Source organism: Dysosmobacter welbionis, assembly GCF_005121165.3.
GTDB lineage: Bacteria > Bacillota > Clostridia > Oscillospirales > Oscillospiraceae > Oscillibacter > Oscillibacter welbionis.
In genome coordinates this window covers 116,076-139,776 of record NZ_CP034413.3, presented here as the reverse complement: position 1 = coordinate 139,776, position 23,701 = coordinate 116,076, and the positions used below count along the sequence as shown (strand labels likewise).

Below are 23,701 nucleotides of genomic sequence, written 5' to 3'. Positions count from 1 at the left end.
AGACCGCCATGCGAAAGGTACTGCCCATGTCCCGCATCCGGGAGATGGAGCCCTATATGGACGCCAAGGTGCTGGACTACATCCACGAGGGGCAGATCGAAGCGTTTGAGGGCTTTGAGGACTTCGATCTGATCGCCTTTGACTGGTACGACGTGCGCAGCGAGCGGACGGCAGCATCCCAGATGCTGCTGTATCTGGACCGGGAGGACCTGTTCGTCTTCTGTGAGGACGACGCAGCGGAGGACGCCGCCCAGGCGGCCCTGCTGGTGCCGGAGGAAGAGGCACTGTCCAACGAGCAGGTGCTCCACCGCTTCTTCGTCCGGCTGCTGAGGGGGGATATGGCCCATCTGGACCGGCTGGAGGCGGACATCAGCGATGGGGAGACAGAGGTGCTCACCGGTGCCCATGAGGCGTATCTGGACCGGATCATCGCTTGGCGGCAGGAGCTGCTGCGGCTGAAGCGGTACTACGAGCAGCTGGATTCCATCTTTGACGAGCTGGCGGAGAACGACAACAGCCTGCTGGGCAAGCAGAACACCCGCCGTTTTGCAAACTTGGGCAATCGGATGGAGCGGTATCTGAACGCGGTCCAGTCCCTGCGGGAGTCCGTGGCCCAACTGCGGGAGGCCTATCAGTCCCAGCTGTCCATCCAGCAGAACGACCTGATGAAGATCTTCACCGTGGTGACGGCGGTGTTCCTGCCCCTGACCCTGCTGGTAGGCTGGTATGGGATGAACTTTGTGGGGATGCCGGAGCTCCACTGGAAGTACGGATACCCGGCGGTGATTCTGGTGAGCGTGGGGATCGTGGCGGCGCTGGTGATCTACTTCAAGAAGAAAAAGTGGCTGTGACACAGAAAAACAGCAGGCCGTCCCCATTGGGGGGCGGCCTGCTTTGTGCCTCGCAGCGGTTCAGGTTGCCCGGTCCCGCAGATATCTGTCGATGTCGAAGGCCAGCAGCTTCGTGTCCCCCTTGAGATACAGGGGGTGGTGGGGGTGGCCGGATTTCAGCAGGGGGCCGGCGGTGAACCACCCGGCCCCGGCGGCGCTGGCGTCGGCGGCAAAGTCCCGCATACAATCCATCAGATACCCTCGCTTCTCGATGATGTTCCCCCAGGCGGCCCACAGGGCGGGGGCCGGGGACAGAGAGAGGAGATACCAGAAGGCCCTTCGGTTCTCCGCATGGAGCACCGGGTTGCAGGACCGCTCCATATCGTCGGGCCGGGTGGCCCGCTGGGCGTAGACGTTGAACATCAAAAAGCTGTCGTACCCGTTGGAAAGCGCGATCCGCTGGGCGGACTGGAGGGTGGGGTCCAGAGCGTCCGGCGCGGCGGTGGAGGGGTTGATACCCATGCAGATCAGGGGCTTCCGGCCCCGGGTGCCCAGGATGTACCGGTATTCCGAATAGTGGTTGGGGACGTACAGCCACCGGCTCACATCATAGTCCGGCGACGGCCGGAGGGCAGCGGCCAGGGCGTCGTCGAAGAGCTCCAGCGCCAGGGCGGCTGTGGGGCCTTGGGGAATGTGCATGGGTCAGTCCTCCTCGGAAAATCTTCAAGAAACAGGATAGCACGAATCGGCGGGATATGCTACAATGAATTTTGAAATTGCGCAAAGGAGGTCCCGCCATGCTGACGATCCTGATGGGCCGGGCCAAAACGGGAAAATCGGAACAGGTGCTCCGCCGGATCGGAGAACTGGGGGATTCCAGCCGGCAGATCCTGCTGGTGCCGGAGCACGCCTCCCACCAGGCGGAGGTGGATCTGTGCCGTGCCTGCGGAGACACTGCCAGCCGCCATGCGGAGGTCCTCAGCTTCCGCCGCCTGTGCGACCGGGTGCTGACCATCACCGGCGGCGCCGCTCAGGTGACATTGGATGCCGGCGGCAAGCTGTTGACCCTGCAGAAGGCCCTGGGAGAGGTGGCCCCCTTGCTGAAGGTGTATCGCCGTCCCTCTCAGAAGGCGTCGTTTTTACAGCAGCTGCTGGACCTCTTCGACGAGCTGCGCTGCTACGACGTGTCCCCAGAGCTGCTGGAGAGCCAGGCACGGGAAATCCAGGGCGCCACCCGGGACAAGCTGCTGGACCTGAGCCTGCTGTACGGCGCCTATGAGTCCCGGCTGTACCGCCCCGGCCTTGATGCCCGGGACCGGATGACCAAGCTCTGCGAGGCGCTGGAGTCCTCCCGCTACGCTTTCGGCAAGGACGTGTTTGTGGACGGCTTCACGTACTTCAACGCCCAGGAGCGGCAGGTGCTGGAGAGCATCCTGCGGCAGGCTCGGTCTGTCACTGTCACGCTGCTGGGGGAGCCGGACAGCGCGGAGGAGATGTTTCAGGTCTCTCTCCGCACCCGGGACCAGCTGACGCGGCTGGCGGACCAGGCGGGCTGCCCATGGGAGGTCCGGACGCTCACCAGCGCCGACGACTCCGCCCTGGGATATTTGGAGCATCACTTCTTCGGAGAGGGGGAGCCCTACCAAGGAGACAGCTCCGCCATCCGGGTCCGGGAGGCGGACACCGCTTTTTCCGAGGTGGAGCAGACGGCAGCGGACATCCGCCGCCTGGTAGCGGCGGGGAAGTGCCGCTACCGGGATATCACCGTGGCCGCCCGGAACATGACCGACTACGAGGGCACCATTGAGACGGTATTCGAGCGGTACAGCATCCCCGCCTATCTGAGCCGCCGGAGCAGTATGTTGGAAAAGCCCGTGTGGAGCCTTATCACCGGCGTCCTCTCCGCTCTGGAAAACGGCTTGGAGTACGAGGACATGTTCCGTTGGCTGAAGACCGGCCTGGCGGGCCTGATGCCGGAGGAGTGCGATGAGCTGGAAAACTACGTTCTCACCTGGGAGATCCACGGGAAGATGTGGCTCCGGGATGTGGACTGGACCGACAATCCGGACGGTTATGGCGCACCTTGGGATAAGCGCCGCCAGGCCCGCCTGGACCGGGTGAACGAGCTGCGCCGCCGGGTACGCGCACCTCTTGCGGAGCTGTATGAAGGGCTGAAAGCCGGCGTTACAGCTGGGGAGAAAGTAAATTCCCTTTATAGTTTCCTGGAGCATCTGAATCTCCAGAACGCGCTGGAGGAACAGATGCGGGCCCAGGCGGAGGCAGGGCGCCTCCAGGACGCGGAGGAGACCGCCCAGCTGTGGGAGATCCTCTGCGCCATCCTGGACCAGTTCGTGGAGATCCTGGGGGACGAGCCTATGGGGACCGATGAATTCAGCCGCCTGCTGCGGCAGGTGGCCTCCCAGTACAGCGTGGGCACTATCCCCGTGTCTCTGGACCAGGTGTCCGTCACGGAAATCACCCGAAATGACCGTCACACGGATGCCTACCTGTTTCTGCTGGGGGCCAATGACCATGTGCTGCCCGCTGTGGGACAGAGCGGCGGCATTCTCAACGACGATGACCGGGAGGAATTGGCCCAGCGGGGTATCCGCCTGGCGCCCAGCGGCATGGAACAGATGGGCATTGAGCTCCAGAACCTCTACGCCGCTCTGGTTCAGCCCCGGGAGGGACTGGTGGTCAGCTATCCCACGGCGGACGTGTCCGGTGCAGAGCTGCGGCCTGCCTTTGTAGTGGACCGCCTGCTAACGCTGTTTCCGGAGCTGCGTATCGAGCACGAAGGGACTGATAAGGCTTATCGCCTTACAGCAAGGATCCCTGCCTTGGAGACCGCAGGGACCGCCCCAGGGGGGATCCTGTGGCGGTATTTCGCAGATGACGAGGTCCTGGCGCCCCCCATGGCGGCCATGGAGCGGGCGGCTGCGCTGAAGCGGGGGAGCCTCTCCAGGAGCGCGGTACAATCGCTGTACGGGGAGCGGATCTCCATGTCCGCCTCCCGGGTGGAGCGGCTGCGGAGCTGCCACTTCGCCTACTTTATGGAGTACGGCCTGAAGGCCAAGGCCCGCCGGGCGGCGGCCTTTGACGCCCCCCAGATCGGAACCTTCCTCCACTACCTGCTGGAGCACGTCACAAAGGACGTGCTGGACCGGGGCGGCTTTGCCGCAGTGGGAGAGGAGGACCTCCACGCCTTGGTGCGGCGCTATATTGAGCAGTATGCGGCGGAGGTGCTCCAAAATCTGGAGGGCCGGAACGCCCGGTTCCGGTACCTCTTCGCCCGGCTGCGGAACACCGCTTACGCGGTGGTGGACCAGATCGCCGAGGAGATGCGCTGCTCCGACTTCGTGCCCCTGGCCTTCGAGCTGTCCTTCGGCGAGCGCGGAGAACTGCCGGCGGTGACGGTCAGCGAGCCGGACGCGGAGCTGCGAATCGGCGGCAAGGTGGACCGGGTGGACGGCTGGGTGAAGGACAACAGACTGTATCTCCGGGTAGTGGACTACAAGTCCGGCAAGAAAGCCTTTGACCTGGCCGCCGTCCGGATGGGCCTGGATATCCAGATGCTGCTGTACCTGTTCGCCCTGAAAAAGGAGGGCAAGCAGCGGTTTGGCATGGACATTGAGCCCGCCGGGGTGTTGTATCTCCCTGCCCGGGATGAGATTCTCTCCGCCGAGCGAAATATCACGCCGGAGCAGCTCCAGAGCCAGCGGGAGAAGGAGCTGCGCCGAACGGGCCTGCTGCTCTCTGAACCGGAGGTGCTCCAGGCCATGGAGCACGAGGCTCTGCAAAGTCCCCGGTTCCTACCGGTGCGGGTAAACCGGGAGGGGGACGTGTCCGGCGCCCTGGCCTCCGCCGATCAGCTTGGGCGGCTGGGGCAGTATGTGGAGCGGCTGCTCCACCAGATCGCCCGGGAGGTCCGGGACGGCAACATCGACGCGGACCCCTGCTGCCACAATGAGGACAACAGCTTCTGCAAATACTGCGACTGGGCCGACGCCTGCCACTTCCAGGATGGGCGGGACGGCGACCACCTGCACTACATCCTGCCGGTAAAGCCGGAGGAGTTCTGGCGCCAGGTGGAAGAGGAGACAGAGAGAGGAGGCGGACAGTAACATGGCAAAATTGACCCTGACCCCCCAGCAGCAGGCGGTGGTGGAAAACCGGGGCGGCAGCCTGCTGGTGTCCGCCGCCGCCGGCTCCGGCAAGACAAAGGTACTGGTGGACCGGCTTTTCCGCTATGTGACGGAGGAACGCTGCAATATCGATGATTTCCTCATCATCACCTACACCAAGGCCGCCGCGGCGGAGCTGCGGAGCAAGATCGCCTCCGAGCTGTCCAAGCGGCTGGGCCAGACGCCGGGGGACCAGCAGCTCCGGCGGCAGCTGCTGCGGGTGTATCAGGCGGACATCAAGACCGTGGACGCCTTCTGCACGTCGCTGCTGCGGGAGAACACCCACCTCCTGGCCCGGGAGGGGGACAGCCGGGCCCTGACCCCAGACTTCCGGGTGCTGGACGATAACGAGGCCCAGCTGATCCGCCAGCGGGTGCTCTCCCGGACGCTGGAGGACTTCTATGACCAGCTGGACGAGGGCCGTGGCCTGCTGGCGGACACGCTGGGGGCCGGACGGGACGACAGCCGTCTGGCCGCCCTGGTGCTGGAGCTGTACGACAAGGTCCAGAGCCACGCGGACCCGGCCGGGTGGCTGGCGGAGAACCGGACCGTCTGGGGCGGCTGGGAGGGCGGCTTTGATGACACCCCCTACGCCGCCGAGCTGCTGGCCGCCATCCGCCGGAAGGGGGCCCATTGGGGGGCCCTGCTCCGGTCCGCCTCCGCCCGGACCGAGGGGGACGAGGCGCTGTACCGGGGGTACGGGGAGAAGTTTCTCCAGGTGTCTGTGGCCTTTGACGCCCTGGCCCAGGTCCAGACCTGGGAGGCGGCCCGGCAGACGGAAGCGGCCGTCGCCTTCCCCCGGCTTTCCACCCCCAAAGGACGGAAGGACGAGCCGGGCATTGCCGCGCTGAAACAGGTGTGGGAGCGGTGCAAGGCGGAGGAGAAGAAGCTGGCGGGCCTGTTGTCTGTCTCTGAGGAGGAGGCTATGGAGGACCTGACTGCCGTGGCCCCGGCCATGGTGGCCCTGCTGGAGCTGACGGAGGACTTTGCGGAGCGGTACCGGCAGGAGAAGCTGCGGCTGAACGCTGCCGACTTCTCCGACCAGGAGCACTTGGCCCTGGGCCTGCTGGTGGGTTCCGGCGGTGCCCCCACAGAGCTGGGGGAGCAGGTGGCGGCCCGATACCGGGAGATCCTGGTGGACGAGTACCAGGACACCAACGAGATCCAAAACGCCATCTTCCGGGCGGTGTCCAAAAACGGGCAGAACATCTTCACTGTGGGGGACGTGAAGCAGAGCATCTACCGCTTCCGCCTGGCGGACCCCACCATTTTCCTGGGAAAATACAACCGGTTCAAGTCCTGGCAGGAGGCGGCTGACGGAGAGGAGCGGAAGATCCTGCTGTCCCGCAACTTCCGCTCCCGGCGGGAGATTTTGGAGAGCACCAACTTCATCTTCTCCAACATTTTGTCTGTGGAGATGGGGGAGATGGACTACGGCGAGGACGAGGCCCTCCACTTCGGGGCGGCGTATTACCCGGAGCGGATGGATTGCCAGACAGAGTTCCATCTCATCTCTGCCCACCAGAAGGCGGGGGAGAATGACAAGCCGGTAAAGAAGGTCACCGCCGAGGCCCGGTTCGTGGCGGCGCGCATCCGGAAGCTGCTGGATGAGGGCTATCCCGTCACGGAGAGCGACGGCACCCTGCGCCCCTGCCGGCCGGAGGATATCGTGATCCTGATGCGTTCCCCCGGCAGCCGGTCTGCCGCCTTCGCCGCCGCCCTGGCGGAGCGGGACATCCCCTGTTCTTTCCAGGAGAGCGGGGACTTCTTCCACACCATGGAGATCTCCGTCATGCTGTCCCTGCTGGAGATCGTGGACAACCCCCGGCAGGACGTGCCTCTGATCTCCGTCCTCCGGTCACCCCTGTTCGGCTTCACGGCGGACCGGCTGGCGGAGGTTCGCTCCGCCGCCCCCACCGGGGACTACTACGACGCTGTGACTGCCGATGGGGGAGAGGACTGCAAAGACTTCCTGGCAATCCTCTCGGATCTGCGGCAGGCGGGCCGGGACATGAGTGTCCACCGCCTGGTCTGGCACATCTACAACCGACTGAATGTGCTGGGGGTCTTCGGCGCCATGGATGATGGTGCGGCCCGGCGGGAGAATCTCATCGCCCTGAGCCAGCACGCGGAGAAGTTTGAGAGCAATGGATACCGGGGCCTCTTCGCCTTCGTCACTCAGCTGCGGCGGCTGCTGGAGCAGGACCAGGCTCCCGCCACCCGGGGCCCGGCGGAGGCTGCCGGCGTGCGGCTCATGAGCATCCACAAGTCCAAGGGCCTGGAGTTCCCCATCGTCATCCTGGCAGATCTGGACCACGCGTTCTCCCGGCAGGACTTCGACACGCCGGTGCTGGTGCACCCGGACATGGGCCTGGGGCCCAAGCGCATCGACCTGGAGCGGAAAATCCAGTATCCCACCCTGGCCCGGCTGGCCATTCAGGAAAAGCTGCGGCGGGAGAACCTAGCGGAGGAGCAGCGCATCCTCTACGTGGCCATGACCCGGCCCAAGGAGAAGCTGATCCTGGTGGACGCCCTGTACAACGCCACCGGGCGGCTCCAGAAGCTGGCCGCTGTGGCTGCTTGTCCCGTGCTGCCGGAGACGGTGGCAGAGGGCCGCACCCTGGGGGACTGGGTCCTGCTGCCCCTGCTGTGCCGGCCGGAGGCCGCACCCCTGCGGGCTATGGCGGAGACAGAGATTGACCAGCTATATATTGGAGAGGACAGATCCTGGCAAGTGTTTTTACATGACAGTGAGGACTACCGGGAACGGCCCGCTCGGCCCCAGGCGACGGCGGAGGAGACAGGGGAGACCGCCCTCTTTGACCCGGAGCTGCTGTCTTTCATCTACCCCTACCAGCGGGAGACGGCCCTGCCCGCCAAGGTGACGGCCACCCAGCTGAAGGGCCGCCCTGCGGACCAGGAGATCGCGGAGTATGCCGCCCATACCCCGTACCTCCGGCCCCTGAGCCAGCCGAATTTCCGGCGGGAGCGGCAGGGCCTGACCCCGGCAGAGCGGGGCACTGCCACCCACCTGGTGCTGCAATACCTGGACTTCTCAAACGTTGACGTGGCGGGCCAGATCGAGGCGCTGCGGCAGCGGAGCCTGCTGACGGACCAGCAGGCCGCGGCCGTGGAGACCGCGCCTTTGGAGCGGTTTCTCCGCTCCCCCCTGGCGGAGGAGATCCGCAAAAGCCGAAGCGTCCTGCGGGAGTATCGCTTCACCCTGCTGATGGATGCCCGGGACTACGATCCCGCCGCGGCGGCGGGGGAGGAAATCCTCCTCCAGGGCGTGGTGGACTGTTGCTTCGAGACGGCAGACGGCCTGACCGTGGTGGACTTCAAAACGGACCGTGTGTTCTCGGCATTGGAGGTCCGGCAGCGGGCGGAGCACTACCGCCCCCAGCTGGAGGCATACAGCCGGGCCCTGGAGCGGGTGCTGGAAAAGAAGGTGGTCCGCCGGGCCCTGTATTTCCTGGCTGCAGGCGAGACCATGGAGATTTGAGGAGGAAGGCCAATGGGAAGGGAAATCGTCAGTATAGCCACGGCCCTGGTGCCGTATCCGCCGGAGCGGGTGTGGGCGGTGGTGACGGATCTGGACTGCTGGCAGTGGCGCAGCGATCTGAGCCGTCTGGACCACGTCGGTGAGGACGCCTTTACGGAGTACGACAGAAGCGGCTTTCCCACCCGCTTCACCGTCACGGAACGCCGCCCCCTGTCCCGCTGGGCCTTTGACCTGGACAATGCCAATCTGGCGGGCCGGTGGGCCGGGGAATTCCGGCCGGAGGGCGGCGGCACCCAGGTCACCTTCACCGAGACCATCACCGTAAAAAAGCCCTGGATGCGCTTCTTTGCCAAGGGCTACCTCCGCCGCCAGCAGGCTCGGTATCTGGCGGACCTGGGGCGGGCGCTGGAACAAGAAGGAGGGACCTGAAATGAAGCGCCGTCTTACCAAGCTGACCGCTGCCGGTCTGGCGGTCCTGGCCCTCACCGGCTGCACCGGCGGAGTGCCGGAGGAGGTTTCAGAGGAGCCGCCGGTTCCGAAGAATGTTGAGACAACCTGGACCCTGGTGGTGGGCCAGCCGGAGGGCTCCACCTGCTGGGACGCGGCGGAATCTTTTGCCGAGGCACTGTCCGACGCCACGGAAGGCGCCGTGGCGGTGGAGGTTCAGCCGATGCCCCTCGATAGGGTTACCTCCCTGGAGCAGGCTGCGGCCGGGATCGTGGACCTCTATCTGGACAGCAGTTTCGTATATGGCTCCTACGGCGACGAAGAAGAGTTGGGCAGACCGTTTTTCTCCGTGACCATGCCCTTTCTGTTCCCGGACGCCGAAACGGCGGCGGAGGTCCTGGACAGCACCGGCGGAGAGGCACTGAACGGTGTCCTGGCGGAGCTGGGGCTCCGGGGCTTGGCATACGGGGAGCTGGGCTTCCGGTATCCGACGACTTCTGAAGGCCGTGCGGTGACTGCCCCGGAAGATCTGGAAGGGCTCAAGATCCGCACGGCGGGAATGCTGGAAGTGTCCGTGGCGTATGTGGATTGCTGGGGAGCGGAACTCTACCCCTCCAGTTTTTTAGATGTGATGACGCCTTTGTCTGCGGGATACTATGACGGCCAGGAGAGCACCCTGGCGGAGGCGGACGCGGCGGGCTACCAGACGGTCCAGACGGACGTGACCATCTTCCCGGCATTTTATGAGCCCGCCATCCTCACCATGAACAGTGATCTGTACGACTCCCTCTCCCCGGACCTGCGGGAGGCGGTGGACCGCTGCGGCCGGGAGGCCATGGCGGACCAGCGGCTCCGGAACCGGGAGCAGGAGGCGGAGATCCTGGAGCGGTGGCAGGAAGAGGACGGCATCTCCGTCCATGTTTTGACCGAGGAGCAGTGGAGCGCCTTCCAGGCCCTGACGGACCGGCTCTACGACCCGGAGGACCCGGATCACCAGGACTGGTTTGCGGACTGTACGCCGGAGTGGGTGGAGCAGTTTCGCCCCTCCTGAAAAAATCTCCGGAAAAATGAAAAAAGGTCTTGCAATCTTGACGTCCGTGTGATACACTGATAAACGCCTTTATGGGGTGAAAGCTCCGGCGAGGTAGTCTGGATCAGAAAGAGGTGAACGAGAGCAATGAAGGAAGGAATCCATCCCAATTATCAGCAGACTACGATTACTTGCGCCTGCGGTAATGTGATTGAGACAGGTTCTACCAAGAAGGATATCAAGGTGGAAGTCTGCTCGAAGTGTCACCCCTTCTTCACGGGCAAGCAGAAGCTGGTGGATACCGGCGGACGCGTGGCCAAGTTCAACAAGAAGTTCGGTCTGGACAAGTAAGTCTGACACGTCACAAAAAGGGTCTGCCGGTTGGGCAGGCCCTTTTTTCATTTACTTTTCCGGCAAAAGCGCATATACTGTATGGTATCAATGAAGCGGAAGGAGCGTTTGCATGAAGCTGCATCCTGTGGAGTTGGAGCGTTTGACGCCGGAGATCCTGCATGTTTTCGGACGGCAGCCCCCGCTGCTGACTGCCGGAGACAAGACCGGCCTGAACACCATGACCATCGGCTGGTGCCAGTTGGGCCGGCTGTGGAACCTGCCGGTCTGCACAGTCTACGTGCGGCCCGAGCGATATACCTATCAATTTATGGAGTCCCACGATTATTTCACCGTCTCCATCCTGCCGGAGGAGGCAAAAAAAGTGACCGCCCTCTGCGGCAGCAAGAGCGGCCGGGACGTGGACAAGGTGAAAGCGTGCGGCCTGACGGTCCGCTGGGGGGCCGGGGACGCGCCCTTCTTTGACGAGGCGGAGTGGGTCCTGGTGTGCCGGAAGCTGTACGCCCAGGACATGGACCCTGCCTGCGTGCTGGGGGAGGGGGAGATCCTGCCCTTCTACACGCCGGGGCAGGGCGGCTGGCACCGGATCTATGTGGGCCAAGTCGTGGAGGCCTATCAAAAATAAGGAGTTTGCATGGCAGAGACACAGGAAGTACGAGACAAAGTGGTGCTGGTGGGGTTGAACTCCCCGGTGCTGAAAAAAGAGGAAAACGCCGACGAGGACACCATGGAGGAGCTCTCCGCCCTGGTGGAGACCGCCGGAGGCGAGACCGTGGGGATTGTGCTGCAGAACCGGCCGTCCCCGGACCCCCGGACCTTCATCGGGGAGGGCAAGGTGGCGGAGGTGCAGCTCTACTGCGAGAACACCGGCGCCACCATGGTGATCTTCGACAACGATCTGTCCCCCTCCCAGATGCGGGTGCTGACGGAGCTGCTGGGCGTTCAGGTGCTGGACCGGTGCGGATTGATCCTGGACATCTTCGCCCAGCGGGCCAAGACCAAGGAAGGGCGGCTCCAGGTGGAGCTGGCCCAGTACCAGTATCTGCTGCCCCGGCTGACCGGCATGTGGACCCATCTGGAGCGACAGGCGGGCACCAGCGGCAAGGGGCCCATCGGCTCCAAGGGCCCCGGCGAAACCCAGCTGGAGACGGACCGCCGCCACATCCGCCGGAAGATCGACAAGCTCCGGGAGGACCTGGAGGAGGTCCGCCGGGTGCGCTCCACCCAGCGGCAGCGGCGGCAGAAGAACGAAATCCCGGTGGTGGCCATTGTGGGCTATACCAACGCGGGCAAGTCCACGCTGCTGAACCACCTGACCGGGGCGGGCATCCCCGCCAACAACCGGCTGTTCGACACGCTGGACACCACCAGCCGCCTTCTCACGGTCAGCGACACGCTGGACGTGGTGATCTCCGACACGGTGGGGTTCATCCGCAAGCTGCCCCACCAGCTGGTGGAGGCATTCAAGGCCACGCTGGAGGAGTTGGAGTACGCAGATCTGCTGCTCCACGTCATCGACGTGTCCAACCCGGAGTGGCAGCAGCAGGCGGCGGTGGTGGAGAACCTGATCCGGGAGCTGGGGGCCGGAGAGCTGCCCCGGATCGACGTGTTCAACAAGTCCGACCGGCTGCCCGCCGGAGAGATCATGCCCCACGGGGCGGACATCTGCTCCCTCTCCGCCAAGACCGGCGAGGGTGTGGACAAGCTGTTGGAGATGATCGGGGAACGCCTGGACAGCGGCAGCCGCCGCTGTGTGCTGCACATCCCCTACGACAAGGGCGGCCTGCTGGACCAGCTGTACCGGGAGGCCAAGGTGGAGAACGTGGAGTACGGGGAGACCATCGCGGTCACGGCGGTGTGCACGCCGAAGGTCCTGGGGCAGATGGCGCCGTTCCTTGTGGAATGAGCGCCCCCAGGCCCGCCCCGGTGCGCAGGCCCAGCAGGAAGGCGTGGATGGCGGTGAATTCCAGGGTCTTGTCGAATTCCTCCCGGAATTGATATTCCAAGTCGCTCTCCATCAGGGACAGCCACATCTCATATTCTTCCTGGGGCGCCGCCTCCACATAAGGGCGGATATACCGGGGATAGAGCCATTTCATAAAATCTGTCATCCTAAAAATCACCTCGAATAACATAAAAAATGGCGTGTTTCTAAGTTTAGTATAATACCTAAAATTTGGCGTGTCAAGGGGGACGCATGGAATTTCAGGAAAAATTGCGATCGCTCCGAAAAGAGCGCGGAGAAACCCAGGCCCAGGTTGCCACGGCCATTGGAATTGGAGAACGGCATTACCAGAAATTTGAGTCTGGAAATAATTTGCCTAGTTTCCATAATCTGTGCGCCCTGGCGGACCACTTCGGCGTGTCCATGGACTATCTGGCGGGCCGGACGGACCGGCGGGACGTGTGGAAATGAGCGCGGAGCAGACAGGGAGGACGGCCATGACCACCTATCGGGTGCCCTTTGAAAACGGGGAGAGCGCGTTCACGGAGAAGCGATCCCGCTTCATCAGCCACATCTGGCGGGTGGAGACCGAGGCAGAGGCCCGGGAGCGCATCGAGGAGATGAAGAAGCGCTACTACGACGCCCGCCACAACTGCTGGTGCTATCTGCTGCAGGAGGGCGGCGTGGTCCGCTACTCCGACGACGGGGAGCCCCAGGGCACGGCGGGCCAGCCCATGCTGAACGTGTTCCAGCGGGAGAGCGTCACCAACGTATGCTGCGTGGTGACGAGGTACTTCGGCGGCGTGCTGCTGGGGGCCGGGGGACTGACCCGGGCCTATACCAAGGGAGCCAAGGAAGCCCTGGACGCCGTGGGCATCAGCACCATGAGCCTGTGGACGCTGTGGGACGTGCCCTGCACATATCCCCTCTTCGAGCGGGTGAAGCTGGAGATCACCGCCTGCGGCGGCGTGGTGCGGGACACGGCGTACGGCGCGGACATCCGCCTGCGGGCGGCGTTCCCGGCGGGCGGGGCGGAACAGTTCGTTCCCCGCCTCACGGAGCTCTCCGCGGGGAGTCTGGCTATGGAGGCGGCGGGGGAGGAGTTTCTTCCAGGCCCCGGGAGTCCGCCAACGGAACATAAACAAACCGGGAGCCGGCTTTTTGGCCGGTTCCCGGTTTTGTTATGCGTGTTCCTGCCGGACGTGGTAGCCCAGCGCCTGGATCTTTTCCAGAATGTCCGCCTGCCGGACGCCTGTGGCGTCGTAGTCCACCGCCAGCTGTCCGCCGCTGCTGACACTGACGGAGGTGACGCCCGGCAGGGTGTCCAGCTCCCGCTTCAGCAGCTTCACGTCATGCCGGTCCGCGTTCCGGTCCAGGGAGACGGAAATGCTTGCCATTCGCTTCACCTCCCAGCTGTGGGGAAGAAGTCCGGAGTCCTCACAGGTCCTCCAGGTCTGCCGCCGGAATGTCGTTTTCCACGTTGTCCCGGGCCAGATCGGTGTCCAGCACCGGATAGACGCTGGGGATGGGCTTCTCCTGCTTTCTCCGCCGGGGGAGCTCTACCTTGCGGCTGTCATCATGCATTTAGATCACCTCCGCCCTAGCTTGTCCCGCGCCGGGCCGAACCATGCCGGAAAAAGCCGGAAAACAGCGGCAGGCACATGCCCGGCCTGGACGCAAAAGCGCGGCCGGGCACAAAAACTCCTGGGAAAACTGGGGAGATTGCCGTCCGCATCCGTGGAAAATCCGCGGGATTTTTCATAAATTCCATGGATTTGGACAGGAGGCATCCCCCTGCGGTAAAGTAGGAAAGGAAATCACGCTGTCCTCCCCGAGAGGATGGAAAAAAGGAGCGAGACTGCATGAGCCTCAAGAAATTCAAGACCATGGACGGCAACGAGGCAGCCGCCTATATCTCCTACGCGTTCACGGAAGTGGCGACGATCTACCCCATCACGCCCTCCAGCCCCATGGCAGACCACGTGGATGAGTGGGCCGCCGCCGGCATGAAGAATATCTTCGGCCAGCCTGTGAAGCTGATGGAGCTCCAGGCCGAGTCCGGCGCCTGCGGCGCCATGCACGGCGCGCTGGAGACCGGATCCCTGGCCACCACCTATACCGCCTCCCAGGGCCTGCTGCTGATGATCCCGCCCATGTACCGGATCGCGGGCTCCATGCTGCCCGGTGTCATGCATGTCTCCGCCCGGACGGTGTCCACCCACGGCCTGTCCATCTTCGGCGACCACTCTGACGTCATGGGCTGCCGCCAGACGGGCTTCGCCCAGCTGGCCTCCTCCAGCGTGCAGGAGTGCATGGACCTGGGCGCCGTAGCCCATCTCGCCGCCATCAAGGGCAGCATCCCCTTCCAGCACTTCTTTGAGGGCTTCCGCACCTCCCATGAGATCCAGAAGATCGAGGTGCTGGACTACGACGACATGAGCCGCCTGGTGGACTGGGACGCCGTCCGCCGCTTCAAGGCCCGGGCCCTGAACAGCGAGCATCCCACGGTCCGCAACACCGTCCAGAACCCGGACACCTTCTTCCAGCACCGGGAGGCCTGCAACGGCGCCTATGACCGCCTGCCCGCCATCGTGGAGGAATACATGAAGGCCGTCAGCGACCTGACGGGGCGGGACTACCAGCTGTTCAACTACTACGGCTCGCCGGACGCGGACCGGGTGGTCATCGCCATGGGCAGCGTCTGCGGCACCCTGGGGGAGGTCATCGACTACCTGAACGCCCAGGGCGAAAAGGTGGGCATAATCCAGGTCCATCTGTACCGCCCCTTCTCCGTGTCCCACTTCCTGGCCAAGCTGCCGGATACCGTCCAGACCGTCTCCGTCCTGGACCGGACCAAGGAGCCCGGCGCCATCGGCGAGCCCCTGTATGAGGATGTGTGCACCGCCCTGGCGGAAGCCGGGCGCAGCGGGATCAAGGTGCTGGCCGGCCGGTACGGCCTCAGCTCCAAGGACACCACCCCCGCCCAGATGAAGGCTGTGTACGACAACATGGCCGGCGAGCAGAAAAACCACTTCACCGTGGGCATCGTGGACGATGTGACCCGCCGCTCTCTGGACGTGGGGGAACACATCAGCACCGCCGGCGGCTCCACCATCGAGTGCAAGTTCTGGGGCCTGGGCTCCGACGGCACCGTGGGCGCCAACAAGAACTCCATCAAGATCATCGGCGACAACACGCCCCAGTACGTCCAGGCGTATTTTGAATATGACTCCAAGAAGTCCGGCGGCGTCACCAAAAGCCACCTGCGCTTCGGTAAGGAGTCCATCCGCTCTGCCTACTACGTCACCCAGGCGGACTTCGTGGCCTGCCACAAGCAGAGTTACATCCACTCCTATGACATCGTCCACGAGGTGAAGCCCGGCGGCACCTTCCTGCTGAACACCCTGTGGAAGGGGGAGGAGCTGGAGCGGAATCTGCCCAACCACGTGAAGCGGACGCTGGCCCGGAACCATGTGAAGTTCTATACCATCGACGCCGTGTCCATCGCCCAGGAGCTGGGTCTGGGCAACCGGACCAACACGGTCCTCCAGGCGGCGTTCTTCAAGCTCTCCGGCGTGCTGCCGGTGGATGAGGCCGTCCAGTACATGAAGGACGCCATCACCCACAGCTACTTCAAGAAGGGCGACAAGGTCCTGAACATGAACTACGCCGCTGTGGACCGGGGCCTCCAGTCCGTGGAGGAGATCCGAGTGCCCGACAGCTGGAAGGACCTGCCCGACGAGCCCCTGGAGCAGACTGAGACCGCAGGTGTGCCGGACTACGTCCGGGACGTGCTGATCCCCGTTAACGCCCAGGCCGGCGACAAGATCCCTGTCAGCAAGTTCCTCAGCTTTGCCGACGGCGTGACGGAGGTGGAGACCTCCAAGTACGAAAAGCGCGGCATCGCCGTGGATGTGCCCCAGTGGCTGCCGGACAACTGCATCGGCTGCAACCAGTGCTCTCTGGTGTGCCCCCACGCCGCCATCCGGCCCTTCCTGTTTACCAAGGAGGAGGCGGAGCAGGCCCCGGCCGGCTGCATCACCCACAAGGCCAACGGCAGGGGGATGGAGAATTATACCTTCCGCATCCAGGTGGATCCCCTGGACTGCCAGGGCTGCGGCAGCTGCGCCGACGTGTGCCCCGCCAGGGAGAAGGCCCTGGTGATGAAGCCGCTGGAGTCCCAGATGCCGGAGCAGGACAACTGGAATCACTGCCTGTCCCTCTCCGAGAAGGCCAATCCTCTGGACAAGTTCACCGTCCGGGGCAGCCAGTTCCAGCGGCCGCTGATGGAGTTTTCCGGCGCTTGCGCCGGCTGCGGCGAGACCCCCTACATGAAGTTGATGACCCAACTGTTCGGCGAGCGGATGTACATCGCCAACGCCACCGGCTGCGCCCAGGCCATGTTCCTGTCCGTGCCCTCCATTCCCATGGTGAAGGACTCCGCCGGTCACGGCCCGGCCCTGTCCAACTCCCTCTTCGAGAACAACGCCGAATACTCCCTGGGCATGTGCCTGTCCGTGGACCAGCAGCGCAACCAGGTCAAGACCCACGCCAAGGCCGCCCTGGACACCACCTCCGACGCTGCCCTGAAGGCCGCCCTGGAGAGCTGGCTGCAAGACGGCGACGACGGCGACAAGACCCGGGCCGTGTCCGACGCCCTGATCGCCGCCCTGAACCAGACCGCCGACTCCAGCGCCGACGTGCGGTTCCTGCGGGACAACGCCGACCAGCTGGTGAAAAAGACCATGTGGATGTACGGCGGCGACGGCTGGGCCTATGACATCGGCTACGGCGGCTTGGACCACGTGCTGGCCTCCGGCATCGACGTGAACATCCTGGTGGTGGACAACGAGCTGTACGCCAATACCGGCGGCCAAGCCTCCAAGGCCACGCCCATCGGTGCGGTGGCTCAGTTCGCCGCCAGCGGCAAAAAGACCCCCAAGAAGGACCTGGGCATGATTGCCATGAACTACGGCCATGTCTATGTGGCCCAGGTGTCCATGGGCGCCAACCCCGCCCACGTGGTGAAGGCCCTGAAGGAGGCCGAGGCCCACAAGGGCCCGTCCCTCGTCATCGCTTACGCCCCCTGCATCAACCACGGCATCGCCAAGAGCATGAAGGTGAGCCAGGCGGAGCAGAAGCTGGCGGTGGAGTGCGGCTACTGGCCCCTGTTCCGGTACAGCCCTGAGCTGGCGGCGGAGGGGAAGAACCCCTTCCAGCTGGACAGCAAGGCCCCCAACGGCAAGCTGCGGGAGTTCATGATGGGCGAGGTCCGGTTCTCCGGCCTGACCCGCACCTTCCCTCAGATCGCCGAGCAGCTCTTCGCCGAGGCGGAGGAGCAGTGCGCCGCCCGGTACGCCCAGTACGAGAAGCTGGCGGCCCAGAAATAACTTTGCTGAAATCGACACTCCTATAAACGAAAGCGCCCCAGGGCTTTGCCCTGGGGCGCTTTCGTTCCGCCGTCAGCGGGATCCGGCGGCGTGAAAGGTGCGGTTGATGAGGCAGCGGCTGCAGCAGAAATCGATGTGCCGCTCCATGGCGGAGCGAGCCAGCTCCGGCAGCCCCAGGCCGATGGCGGAGCAGATAGCCACGTGCTGGGAGCCCATGACGATCAGATTGTCCTTTTTCTGTTCCGTGGCAACGAACTCGCAGGAGCGGATAGACAGGTAGTGAAGGGTGCCCTGGAGGGTTTCGAACATGTCGATGAGATACTCGTTCTCTGTGGTCAGCACCAGCTGGTGGTGGAACTCCAGGTCGATCTTGGCCCGCTCGGAGGCGGTGGGGGCGGTATCCAGATCCTTCGCAAAGTCCTGCCAGGCGGACTGGAACTGGTCCGCCAGCTTCTGGAGCCTGGGCAGGTCAATCAGAGTCCGCTTCTGTGCGCAGAGGAAGGCCGCCTCTCCTTCGATGGCCCGCCGGGCCACGAACAGGTCCTCCAGGGACTCGCTGCTGAGGTCAAAGACGAAGTAGCTGCGGTATTTGCTGTCGCTGCTGCGGACGGCGGTCACCAGGCCGTTTTCCTCCAGCCGCTCCACCGCCCGGGTCACCGGGGAGGTGCTGACCCCCATCTGCTCCGCCAGCTTGGAGATGTTCAGCTTGCTCCCCGGCGGGATGGCGGAGGAGAAGATGGCCTTCTCCAGCAGTTCATAGACGATGTCGGAGATCTTGGCAAAGGGATTCTTCTCCTGGGCCGCTGTGATGTTCTGTGCGGTGAATTGGCAGCCGTCCCGCTGTCTGGGATCCTGGGGCATAGGGCACCTCACTTCTGAAAAATATCTGTATCCTATCATAGCGGCCGCGGGCGCGAAAATCAAGCCCGGCGCAGAAAACCGCGCCGGACCGGGAGGGGGCTCCTTCAGTCCCGGAGTTCTTCCTCCAGATTGATTTTGCCGTGGACCTGCTCGAACTCCGTGATACAGCGGCGGATCAGGTAAAGAATCTGCCCGCTGCCTGTTCGTCCTTCATATTCCGCGATATAAAACAGCTTGTCATGTGTCTCCTTATCCATGCGAAATCCAAGATGACTGTCCCGTGGCTTTTTCATAGTAAACTCCATTTCAGTAGAATATAAGTTGATTTTAAGTACAAAACGAGTTACTATGTAAAAAGCGTACTAGAATATAGACACAAAATTTAAGGAGGTGTCAGAATGGACGATCTGGAGACGGCGGAGGCATACAGGCGGGAAGCGGAGTTCTATAAGGAGAAAGCGGAGGAGAACATCCGGTACAAGTACCTCTATCTGCGGCTCGGCGGCGAGATGTATGAGGTCCTGGAGATCCTGCGGCGGACACCCTGCGCCTGCGCCCCGCTTCAGGAGGCGGAGAGCCGTCTCCGCCAGATGCTGGAACAGGCGGATGAGGACGACTGCCAGAAGGGTGTATACGATTTCTTCCGCAAAAAGAAAGGCCGTCCACCCGTTGACAAGCTGTAAAAAATCGGCTAGAATACCTCTTACAGTGATGAAGCGGAGCAGTACCCGGGAAGACCGCCCCCAAGAGAGCCTCTGGTCTGGTGGAAAGAGGCGGGCAGGGCCCGGCGAATACACCGCGGAGCTGGCACCCAAACGGCCTTCGGCCCAGTAGGCGTGCTCCGGGAGCGCCCGTTACAGCGCCGCCGTGTGTTCGCACGGCCTGAGGCGTCTGCCCGCGAGGGCGGCGCGAACAGAGGTGGTACCGCGAGAACTTCTCGCCCTCTGTCCCCTGGGGGACAGAGGGCGTTTTTGATACCTGTCCCAGATTTCACAAACGGACAAAAGGAGAGACAAATCATGCAGATCTACGAGGAACTGAAGGCCCGGGGGCTCATCGCCCAGGTGACGGACGAGGAGGAGATCCGGGAGCTGGTGAACAACGGCAAGGCCACGTTCTATATCGGCTTTGACCCCACGGCGGACAGCCTGCACGTGGGCCACTTCATGGCCCTGTGCCTGATGAAGCGGCTGCAGATGGCGGGCAACCGCCCTATCGCCCTGATCGGCGGCGGCACCGGCTATATCGGCGACCCCTCCGGCCGGACGGACATGCGTTCCATGATGACGCCGGAGACCATCCAGCACAACTGCGACTGCTTCAAGAAGCAGATGGAGCGGTTTATCGAGTTCGGCGAGGGCAAGGCCCTGATGCTGAACAACGCCGACTGGCTGCTGAAGCTGAACTATATCGAGCTGCTGCGGGAGGTGGGCGCCTGCTTCTCCGTCAACAACATGCTGCGGGCCGAGTGCTACAAGCAGCGGATGGAAAAGGGCCTGAGCTTCCTGGAATTTAACTATATGATTATGCAGTCCTATGATTTCTACCACATGTTCCAGACGGTGGGCTGCAACATGCAGTTCGGCGGCGACGACCAGTGGAGCAATATGCTGGGCGGCACGGAGCTGATCCGGCGCAAGCTGGGCAAGGACGCCTATGCCATGACCATCACGCTGCTGATGAACTCCGAGGGCAAGAAGATGGGCAAGACCGCCAGCGGCGCCGTGTGGCTGGACCCCAACAAGACCTCTCCCTACGACTTCTACCAGTACTGGCGGAACGTGGGAGATGCCGATGTGCTCAAGTGCATCCGGATGCTGACCTTCCTGCCGCTGGAGCAGATCGACGAGATGGATACCTGGCAGGGCAGTCAGCTGAACACCGCTAAGGAGATCCTGGCCTTCGAGCTGACCAAGCTGGTTCACGGCGAGGAAGAGGCCGCCAAGGCCCAGGAGGCCGCCCGCGCCCTGTTCGGCGGCGGCGGGGACAGCGCCAACATGCCCTGCACCAAGCTCTGCCGGGAGGATTTCACCGCCGAGGGAGAGATCGACATTCTGACCCTGCTGGTAAAGTGCGGCCTGGCTGCCTCCAAGGGCGAGGCCCGGCGGCTGGTGCAGCAGGGCGGCGTCACGGTCTGCGGCCAGAAGGTGGCCGATATTGAGGCCAGGTTCAGCTGCAAGGACTGCTGCGGCGAGGGCGCGGTCATCAAAAAGGGCAAGAAGGTCTATCACAAGGCCGTGCTGGAAGAGCAGTAAGCGGACATTCGGTCAGCCCGCCGGGATATTCCCGGCGGGCTTTTTGTATGTCCCTGTCAGATGGCAGCCTCATCATTCGTTTTATCAGCAGAACGGCGCCGGCAAAGGAGTTGATTGTACGGAACAAATCACATATACCCGCCCGGAAGCGGAGGAACTGGTAGAGCGGTGGTCGGACACCGTGCTGCGGATCGCCTGGACCTGGACGGGCAGCGTCCACGACGCCCAGGACATCTGTCAGACGGTGCTTTTGAAGCTGCTGACCAGTCCCCGCCGCTTTGCGGAGGAGCGGCTGGAGCGGGCCTGGGTGGTCCGGGTGGCCGTCAACTGCTGCAAGGACTGGAAGAAATCCGCCTGGGTCCGGCGGCGCCTGCCGTTGGAGGCGGCGGCCCACGCGGCGGTCCATCTGCCGGAGCCGGGGGAGAGGCCTGTGCTGGCGGCGGTGCAGGCCCTGCCGGAGCGATACCGCCAGGCGGTGTACCTGCGGTATTACGAGGGATACGAGCCGGCGGAGATCGGGACGTTGATGGGCTGCACGGCCAGTCAGGTCAGCACGTATCTCTACCGGGGCAAGGCAAAATTGCGGAACATGCTGGGAGGCGCTTATGGATAGGAATGCTTATCAGAGTGAGTTGGACCAGGTACAGTTCACGGAAGCGGGGAGGTCCGCCCTGACGGACGCCCTGATGGCGGAGCAGGCCGGACCGCCGGTCCAGCACCGGAGCTTGTGGATGAAACGGGGGATGGCGGCGGTACTGGCAGCAGTGCTGTTGGTGGGCACGGCGGCGGCTGTTACTGCGTCGCTATGGGACAGCTTTTTCGGCAGACTGGACCCGGGGGAGCAGGCGGTGGTGGACACCCTCAGCGGCGGCCTGTCGGGTGCGGTCTCCGCAGGCGGAGCCATGATGACACCTATGGCGGCCTTCGGCATGGATGGGGTATTCTACCTGATGCTGGAGATTCAGGCCCCAGAGGGCACGGTCCTGCCACCCTTGGACGGTGAAAATGAAACCTACCAGCTCTTCGGCGATGATATTTTGAACGGCGAGTGGCTTGAGCTGCGGGAGCCGGACGGCGGGGACCCGGCGATCTCTTATTCCACGGAGTTCACTTGGCTGGAGGACCCGGATCCTGCGGACAACACGCTGACAGTGGTACTCTCCATTCTGGCGGACGGAGACCTGGAGGGAAAGGTCCTCCACATACCAGGGCTGTGGAAGCAGACGGATGGGAAGGCCTATACGGAGATCTTCTCCGGCGATTTTGACTTCGTGCTCTCCGGTGGTCTGGCGGAAGATAGCCTGCTGGCGGTGGATGTCGCCGGTGTCACGGCACAGGCGCCCTGCGGCACCTTGACCATGGATCGTCTGAAGGTCTCTCCTCTGGGGCTCCAGTGGAGCTATCACTACGATGAGAACGCCGTCCAGGCCGCGGCGGCAGAAAACGGCAGAGACGCCGTGGCGCTTGTGACGGCTGACAGCGGAGAGGTAGTGGAATTCTCAGATATAGCTATCCCCGACACAGAACTGCTGCTGGTTTTGAAAGATGGGACGCAGGTGGAGGTTGCCAGCAGCTTCAGCAAGGGCGGCAGCGGCTGGATGGAGCAGAGCGGCTTCTTCGCCCGGCCTGTGGATCTGTCTCAAGCGGACTATCTGCTGTGGGGAGAGACGGAGATCCCCCTCCACTGAGCCTGGCATTGCATCATCGGGGCGGCCAGAGGCCGCCCCGGATTTTTTTGACAAATCCTGAACGGCATGATATGATACAACTCCGATTGTCAAGAGAGAAAGGAAACGAATTATGGAATTTGTCAAAAAAAACGCGCTGGGTATCCTGATCTGTCTGGTAATCGCCGTGCCTGCCTGGCTGCTGGGCCAGCGGTTCGAGGTGGTGGGCGGCCCGGTGTTCGCCATCCTCATCGGCATGGTGATCGCCCTGTTCTGGAAGGATCAGAAAAGTGCCAAAAGCGGCATCACCTACACCTCCAAGAAGGTTTTGCAGCTGGCGGTGGTGCTGCTGGGCTTCGGCATGAATCTCTCCAGCGTGTTACAGGTGGGGGGACAGTCACTGCCCATCATCGTCTCCACCATCGCCACCAGCCTGATCGTGGCCTTCGCCCTCTATAAGGCCCTGCACATGGACAGCAACATCTCCACTCTCATCGGCGTGGGCTCCTCTATCTGCGGCGGCAGCGCCATCGCCGCCACTGCCCCGGTCATCGGCGCGGATGACGAGGAGATCGCCCAGGCCATCTCTGTGATCTTCCTGTTCAACGTCATCGCGGCTCTGATCTTCCCCACTCTGGGAGGTGTGCTGGGCCTCTCCAACGAGGGCTTCGGCCTCTTTGCCGGCACCGCGGTGAACGACACCTCCTCCGTCACTGCGGCGGCCGCCGCCTGGGATGGAATGCATCCCGGCGCCAATACCCTGGACACCGCCGCCATCGTGAAGATGACCCGGACCTTGGCCATTATCCCCATCACGCTGGTGCTGGCCCTGCTGAGGACCCGCCGGGAGGGAAAGCAGGGCGGCGCCCAGGTGGACATCAAGAAAATCTTCCCCTGGTTTGTGCTGCTGTTCCTGCTGGCTTCCATCATCACCACGGTTCTGCCCATCCCTGCGGCTGCGGTGAGCTTCCTGAAAAACGCCAGCAAGTTTTTCATCGTCATGGCCATGGCAGCCATCGGTCTGAACACCGACATCGTGAAGCTGGTGAAGACCGGCGGCAAGCCCATCTTCATGGGCTTCTGCTGCTGGGTGGCCATTGCCGGCGTCAGCCTGCTGGTCCAGCACCTGCTGGGGATCTGGTAAAACACCCTGCCTCATCGCCCGTCGCAGCAGGAACTCCCGCCATAGCACCCGGAGCCTGGCAAAAATCTGGAATCCCCTGGGCCTCAAGGGCTGCA

At 63.4% G+C, this 23,701-nt stretch carries 20 protein-coding genes and 1 other annotated feature; of the genes, 16 read left to right on the top strand and 4 right to left on the bottom strand.

The annotated features are described in order from the left end of the window. The first annotated feature begins 8 nt into the window (after positions 1-8). Complete coding sequence (locus tag EIO64_RS00750; protein WP_021748743.1) at positions 9-851, top strand: magnesium transporter CorA family protein; 843 nt, start codon at positions 9-11, stop codon at positions 849-851. A gap of 60 nt (positions 852-911) precedes the next feature. On the opposite strand, the gene EIO64_RS00745 is transcribed toward EIO64_RS00750, so the two are convergent. Next, positions 912-1,529 (bottom strand): DUF1643 domain-containing protein, encoded by a 618-nt coding sequence (locus EIO64_RS00745; protein ID WP_136890663.1) that lies wholly within the window; start codon positions 1,527-1,529, stop codon positions 912-914. 98 nt (positions 1,530-1,627) lie between these two features. On the opposite strand from EIO64_RS00745, the gene EIO64_RS00740 reads away from it, so the two are divergent. The 7 genes from EIO64_RS00740 (at position 1,628) to hflX (ending at position 12,250) form a co-directional block, all read left to right on the top strand. Then, on the top strand, positions 1,628-4,954 hold the full coding sequence (locus EIO64_RS00740; RefSeq protein WP_136890662.1) for a PD-(D/E)XK nuclease family protein: 3,327 nt from the start codon (positions 1,628-1,630) through the stop codon (positions 4,952-4,954). Between the two features lies 1 nt (position 4,955). Continuing rightward, complete coding sequence (gene addA, locus EIO64_RS00735; RefSeq protein ID WP_136890661.1) at positions 4,956-8,516, top strand: helicase-exonuclease AddAB subunit AddA; 3,561 nt, start codon at positions 4,956-4,958, stop codon at positions 8,514-8,516. Positions 8,517-8,528: 12 nt separating this feature from the next. Beyond that, the gene (locus EIO64_RS00730) at positions 8,529-8,945 is read left to right on the top strand and encodes an SRPBCC family protein (RefSeq protein WP_119311051.1); all 417 of its coding nucleotides are present in this window, start codon (positions 8,529-8,531) and stop codon (positions 8,943-8,945) included. Position 8,946: 1 nt separating this feature from the next. Further along, a complete protein-coding gene (locus EIO64_RS00725) occupies positions 8,947-10,014 on the top strand; it encodes a TRAP transporter substrate-binding protein (RefSeq protein ID WP_136890660.1) in 1,068 nt (355 codons plus the stop codon). Positions 10,015-10,140: 126 nt separating this feature from the next. After that, positions 10,141-10,344 (top strand): 50S ribosomal protein L31, encoded by a 204-nt coding sequence (gene rpmE, locus EIO64_RS00720; RefSeq protein ID WP_021748737.1) that lies wholly within the window; start codon positions 10,141-10,143, stop codon positions 10,342-10,344. Between the two features lie 112 nt (positions 10,345-10,456). Continuing rightward, a complete protein-coding gene (locus EIO64_RS00715) occupies positions 10,457-10,969 on the top strand; it encodes a flavin reductase family protein (protein ID WP_021748736.1) in 513 nt (170 codons plus the stop codon). Positions 10,970-10,978: 9 nt separating this feature from the next. Then, the gene (gene hflX / locus EIO64_RS00710) at positions 10,979-12,250 is read left to right on the top strand and encodes a GTPase HflX (protein ID WP_136890659.1); all 1,272 of its coding nucleotides are present in this window, start codon (positions 10,979-10,981) and stop codon (positions 12,248-12,250) included. Here the strand turns inward: hflX and EIO64_RS00705 are convergent. After that, complete coding sequence (locus EIO64_RS00705) at positions 12,192-12,443, bottom strand: hypothetical protein (RefSeq protein WP_136890658.1); 252 nt, start codon at positions 12,441-12,443, stop codon at positions 12,192-12,194. The genes hflX and EIO64_RS00705 overlap by 59 nt on opposite strands. A 98-nt stretch (positions 12,444-12,541) precedes the next feature. Between EIO64_RS00705 and EIO64_RS00700 the strand changes: the two genes are divergently transcribed. The 3 genes from EIO64_RS00700 (at position 12,542) to nifJ (ending at position 17,679) form a co-directional block, all read left to right on the top strand. Beyond that, positions 12,542-12,760: a helix-turn-helix domain-containing protein gene (locus tag EIO64_RS00700; RefSeq protein WP_021748733.1), complete on the top strand. Its 219-nt coding sequence runs from the start codon at positions 12,542-12,544 to the stop codon at positions 12,758-12,760. Positions 12,761-12,786: 26 nt separating this feature from the next. Continuing rightward, positions 12,787-13,893 carry a YigZ family protein gene (locus EIO64_RS00695; RefSeq protein WP_249390751.1) on the top strand — a complete coding sequence of 369 codons (1,107 nt, stop codon included), beginning with the start codon at positions 12,787-12,789 and terminating at the stop codon, positions 13,891-13,893. A 258-nt stretch (positions 13,894-14,151) separates the two neighbouring features. Further along, a complete protein-coding gene (gene nifJ, locus EIO64_RS00690; RefSeq protein ID WP_136890657.1) occupies positions 14,152-17,679 on the top strand; it encodes a pyruvate:ferredoxin (flavodoxin) oxidoreductase in 3,528 nt (1,175 codons plus the stop codon). 72 nt (positions 17,680-17,751) lie between these two features. Here the strand turns inward: nifJ and EIO64_RS00685 are convergent, their stop codons facing one another. Both EIO64_RS00685 and EIO64_RS00680 read right to left on the bottom strand, forming a co-directional pair. Next, positions 17,752-18,540 (bottom strand): GntR family transcriptional regulator, encoded by a 789-nt coding sequence (locus EIO64_RS00685; protein WP_158629660.1) that lies wholly within the window; start codon positions 18,538-18,540, stop codon positions 17,752-17,754. A 104-nt stretch (positions 18,541-18,644) separates the two neighbouring features. After that, complete coding sequence (locus tag EIO64_RS00680; RefSeq protein ID WP_249390750.1) at positions 18,645-18,797, bottom strand: hypothetical protein; 153 nt, start codon at positions 18,795-18,797, stop codon at positions 18,645-18,647. 141 nt (positions 18,798-18,938) lie between these two features. Here EIO64_RS00680 and EIO64_RS00675 point away from each other — a divergent pair, with 141 nt between their 5' ends. From EIO64_RS00675 to EIO64_RS00655, 5 genes are all read left to right on the top strand, one after another. Then, positions 18,939-19,223: a hypothetical protein gene (locus EIO64_RS00675; protein WP_025544700.1), complete on the top strand. Its 285-nt coding sequence runs from the start codon at positions 18,939-18,941 to the stop codon at positions 19,221-19,223. A 19-nt stretch (positions 19,224-19,242) separates the two neighbouring features. After that, positions 19,243-19,488 (top strand) — a binding site (T-box leader). 71 nt (positions 19,489-19,559) lie between these two features. After that, positions 19,560-20,795: a tyrosine--tRNA ligase gene (tyrS, locus tag EIO64_RS00670; RefSeq protein ID WP_021749320.1), complete on the top strand. Its 1,236-nt coding sequence runs from the start codon at positions 19,560-19,562 to the stop codon at positions 20,793-20,795. Between the two features lie 181 nt (positions 20,796-20,976). Continuing rightward, positions 20,977-21,408, top strand: a complete 432-nt coding sequence (locus tag EIO64_RS00665; protein ID WP_249390749.1) for an RNA polymerase sigma factor — start codon at positions 20,977-20,979, stop codon at positions 21,406-21,408. After that, complete coding sequence (locus EIO64_RS00660) at positions 21,401-22,483, top strand: hypothetical protein (RefSeq protein WP_136890654.1); 1,083 nt, start codon at positions 21,401-21,403, stop codon at positions 22,481-22,483. Before EIO64_RS00665 ends, EIO64_RS00660 begins: the two co-directional genes overlap by 8 nt. 112 nt (positions 22,484-22,595) lie before the next feature. Beyond that, a complete protein-coding gene (locus tag EIO64_RS00655; RefSeq protein WP_136890653.1) occupies positions 22,596-23,606 on the top strand; it encodes a YeiH family protein in 1,011 nt (336 codons plus the stop codon). Positions 23,607-23,701: the final 95 nt, after the last annotated feature.